Annotated in this window: 4 protein-coding genes; 3 read left to right on the forward strand and 1 reads right to left on the reverse strand. The window is 70.5% G+C overall.

The features are described from left to right. Positions 1-218, reverse strand: a 218-nt coding sequence (locus tag ACEN88_RS26810) for an NAD-dependent epimerase/dehydratase family protein (RefSeq protein ID WP_413344563.1), incomplete at its 3' end; no start/stop codon positions are given. Between the two features lie 143 nt (positions 219-361). Between ACEN88_RS26810 and ispH the strand changes: the two genes are divergently transcribed. From ispH to hpnI, 3 genes are all read left to right on the forward strand, one after another. Further along, positions 362-1,306: a 4-hydroxy-3-methylbut-2-enyl diphosphate reductase gene (gene ispH / locus ACEN88_RS26815; RefSeq protein WP_413344565.1), complete on the forward strand. Its 945-nt coding sequence runs from the start codon at positions 362-364 to the stop codon at positions 1,304-1,306. Between the two features lie 16 nt (positions 1,307-1,322). Continuing rightward, entirely contained in the window at positions 1,323-2,465 is a 1,143-nt protein-coding gene (hpnH, locus tag ACEN88_RS26820) for an adenosyl-hopene transferase HpnH (RefSeq protein WP_413344566.1), read from the forward strand. Continuing rightward, a partial coding sequence (gene hpnI, locus ACEN88_RS26825; RefSeq protein WP_413344567.1) for a bacteriohopanetetrol glucosamine biosynthesis glycosyltransferase HpnI occupies positions 2,462-3,571 on the forward strand: 1,110 nt, incomplete at its 3' end. The genes hpnH and hpnI, both read left to right, overlap by 4 nt.

Genomic DNA, 3,571 nt, shown 5'->3' on the forward strand with positions numbered 1-3,571 from the left:
TCGCAGCGGATTACCGGTTGTGGGCGCCCGACCGCCGCCGCGTCGCGCATGTCGCCTACGACGACCTCGGCGGCCAACCCCGCCAGATTGCGGCGCGGGCTGCTCGCGCGCACCAGGGCACGGACGGCATACCCCTGTTCCAGCGCCGCGCGCGCCACGGCGGCGCCGACGAATCCGGCCGCGCCCGTGACCAGCACGAGGTCGCTCCGCGCCACCATGGCCTCCTTCCAACATTCATCTGCAGCGCATTCTAATCGCATATGCGAGGTGCATACGCATCTGGATCAAACGCCGCGTGCGAACTTGCGCGCCGGCCGGGACTCCAATCTGCACCGAACGGAAAGCACCGCAGAGAACCGTCATGCACGTGATCCTAGCCCAGCCGCGCGGGTTTTGCGCGGGCGTCGTCCGAGCCATCGAGATCGTCGAGCGCGCGCTCGAACGGCATGGCGCGCCCGTGTACGTGCGCCACGAAATCGTCCACAACAAGGCGGTGGTCGACGGCCTGCGCGCCAAGGGCGCCGTGTTCGTCGAAGACCTGGACGAAGTGCCGCCGCAGGCGGTGACGATCTTCAGTGCGCACGGCGTGGCGCGCACGGTCGAGGCCGATGCCGGCGCGCGCGCCCTGCGGGTGCTGGACGCGACCTGCCCGCTCGTCGCCAAGGTCCACATCCAGGGGCGCCAGTATGCCGCCGGCGGCCGGACGGTGATCCTCATCGGCCATCCCGGCCACCCGGAGGTCGAGGGGACCATGGGGCAGATCGACGGCCGCGTGCTGCTGGTGCGCGACGCACGCGAGGCCGAGGCCCTCGACCTGCCGCCCGACACGCCGGTCGCCTACGTGACGCAGACGACGCTCAGCGTGGACGACACGCGCGGCGTCATCGCGGCCCTGCGGCGGCGCTTCACGGACATCGTCGGACCCGACGTGCGCGACATCTGCTACGCCACGCAGAACCGCCAGCGCGCCGTGCGCGACCTGTGCCGCCAGGTCGACGTGCTGCTCGTCGTCGGGGCGCCCAACAGTTCGAACTCGAACCGGCTGCGCGAAATCGGCGCGGAGACCGGCACGCCGACCTGGCTGCTGGCCGACGGCAGCGAGCTCGACCCAGCCTGGGTCGCAGGCGCGGCGGTGGTCGGGATCACGGCGGGCGCGTCCGCACCGGAGGCCATGGTCGAGCACGTGATCGCTGCCCTGCGCTGCCTCGGGCCCATCGAGGTGTCGACGCTGGACGGGATCGAGGAACACATCGAATTCCGGTTGCCGCGCGCGCTCGCCGACGGACCGGAAGCCGGCACGCACTGACGACGGGGACACGAGCATGGCCATTCCCCTCCTGCAGAAAGTCCTCGTCGGCGCCTACGTGCTGCGCAAGCACCTCGCCGGCGAACGACGTTATCCGCTCGCGCTGATGCTCGAGCCGCTGTTCCGCTGCAACCTGGCGTGCGCGGGCTGCGGCAAGATCGATTATCCGGGCGAGATCCTCGACCAGCGGCTGTCGGTGGACGAGTGCCTCGGCGCAGTCGACGAATGCGGCGCGCCCGTCGTCTCGATCGCGGGCGGCGAGCCGCTGCTGCACAAGGACATGCCCGCGATCGTCGCCGGCATCGTCGCACGCCGCAAGTTCGTCTACCTGTGCACGAATGCGCTGCTGCTGGAACGGCAGCTCGACCAGTACCGCCCGAGCCCGTTCTTCACATGGTCCGTGCACCTCGACGGCGACGAGGGCATGCACGACCGCTCGGTCTGCCGCCCGGGCGTGTACCGGCGTGCCGTGGCCGCGATCCGGCGTGCCAAGGCGGCGGGCTTCCACGTCAACGTCAACTGCACGCTGTTCGACGATGCCCGTCCGGAGCGGGTGGCAAGCTTCTTCGATACGTTGAAGACGATGGAGGTCGACGGCATCACCGTGTCCCCGGGCTATGCCTACGAACGCGCACCCGAACAGCAGCATTTCCTCACGCGCAACCGGACGAGGCAATTGTTCCGGGACATACTCGCGCGCGGCGCAGGGGGGCGGCGCTGGGCGTTCAGCCAGTCCAGCCTGTTCCTCGACTTCCTCGCGGGGAACCAGACCTATCATTGCACCCCATGGGGCAATCCCACGCGGACCGTATTCGGCTGGCAGCGTCCGTGCTACCTGCTCGGCGAAGGCTATGCCGCATCGTTCCGGGAACTGATGGACGACACCGACTGGGAGGCCTACGGCACGGGACGCTACGAGAAATGTGCGGATTGCATGGTGCACAGCGGCTACGAGGCGAGCGCCGTGCGGGATACGCTCGCCCATCCTGTCGCGGCCGCCCGCGTCGCGCTGCGGGGCGTCGCCACCGACGGGCCGATGGCACCCGACATTCCGCTGGGCGGACAGCGGCCCGCCCAACACGTGCATGCGCAACAGGTCGCCATCCGTCTCGACGAGATCCGGGGCCGCAAGGCCGGGCTGAATGGAGGAGCCCGATGATGCCGTCTTTTGTCACGCTGGCCGGCTCGGCGCTGACGGTGCTGGCCACGCTTTACGCGGTGGCGGCGCTGCTCTGCCGTGGCCGCATCCGCATCCGCGTCGCGCGCGCGCACCGGCCACCCGTGTGGACGCCTGTCACCGTGCTCAAGCCCCTGTGCGGTGCCGAGCCCCGGCTGGAAGAGAATCTCGCCGGCCTGTGCGGCCAGACGCACCCGCATGTCCAGCTCGTGTTCGGGGTCCGCGATCCCGCCGACCCGGCCATCGCCGTCGTCGAACGCCTCGCCCGGCGCTTCCCCGCCGTCGACATGCGGCTCGTCGTCGATCCGCGCATCCACGGCAGCAACCTCAAGGTGAGCAACCTCATCAACATGATGCCGGCTGCACGCCATCCCTGGCTCGTGCTGGCCGACAGCGACATCGGCGTCGGGCCCGAGTACGTCGCCCGCGTGACGGCGCCGCTGGCCGAGCCGCAGGTCGGCATCGTCACCTGCCTGTACCACGGCCGGCCGCTGGACGGTGTCTGGCCGCGGATCGGCGCACTCTTCATCGACACCTGGTTCGCCCCCTCCGTGCGGGTCGCGAGCAGCGGCGGCACCAGCGCCTTCGCGTTCGGGGCGACGATCGCGGTGCGCGCGGCGACGCTCGCGGCCGTTGGCGGGGTCGAGGTGCTGAAGAACCGCCTGGCCGACGACTACCGGCTCGGCGAACTCGTGCGCGGTCTGGGCCTGGAGACGGTGCTGGCCGACGTGAACGTGGGGACCGACGTGACGGAAACCGGCCTGCGCGCGCTGTGGTCGAGAGAGCGGCGCTGGATGCAGACGATCCGCTCGCTCAATCCGCTCGGCTACGCGCTGTCCTTCATCACCTTCACCCTGCCGATGCTGGCGCTCGGGCTGTGGCTCGCGCCGACAGCGTGGAACATGGCGCCGGCACTGTGCGGCGCGGCGGCACGCCTCGGCCTGCACTGGCGGAGGCCGGCGCCGGACATCCCCGCACCCGGTCACGCCTGGCTCGCCCCGCTGCGCGACTGCCTGCTCATGCTGGAGTGGGCGAGCGCCTTTGCCGGTACGACGACGCACTGGCGGCGGCACCGCCTGCCCATCGAT

Origin of the sequence: Massilia sp. CT11-108, assembly GCF_047302915.1 — a bacterium.
GTDB lineage: Bacteria > Pseudomonadota > Gammaproteobacteria > Burkholderiales > Burkholderiaceae_D > Telluria > Telluria orientalis.